Annotated in this window: 1 protein-coding gene; it reads right to left on the reverse strand. The window is 47.3% G+C overall.

What is annotated here, in order from left to right; genetic code table 11:
* Positions 1–522, reverse strand: a 522-nt coding sequence (locus R7P74_RS29245; protein WP_318124229.1) for a sodium-dependent transporter, incomplete at both ends; no start/stop codon positions are given.

Below are 522 nucleotides of genomic sequence, written 5' to 3' on the forward strand. Positions count from 1 at the left end.
CAGAGCAATAAGACCACCTAGCACCCAGCTAGTCGCACTGCGCTTAGTATTGAAACGTTCACTCACTAACGCCACCGGACACTCTAACATTGAGATGGAAGACGTCAGCGCCGCAATCGTCAGCAATAAGAAAAACACGATTGAGAACAGTTGGCCAAGTAAACCTAAGCTATCAAACATCAGTGGCAATACGGTAAATACCAAGGTGTCTGAGCTCAATAGAGAACCGTCTTCAGCGTAGATTTGGACACCTTTTTGCATCGCAACAAACATCGCTGGCATCACCACTAGCCCTGCAATAAAGGCAACAGCCGTATCGACCAAGGTCACATTCATTGCCATCTTGGGAAGGTTCTCTTTCTTGCTCAAGTAAGAGCCGTAGATCAGCATTGAACAACCACCAATCGTCAGTGAGAAGAAGCCCTGCCCCATTGCAGCAAGAATTAGTTTGCGGTCCCATACTTTCTCGAAATCAGGCACCAAGTAATGCTTCAGACCTTCCATCGCGCCATTTTGCGTCAT

It is taken from the genome of Vibrio sp. 2033, from assembly GCF_033339735.1.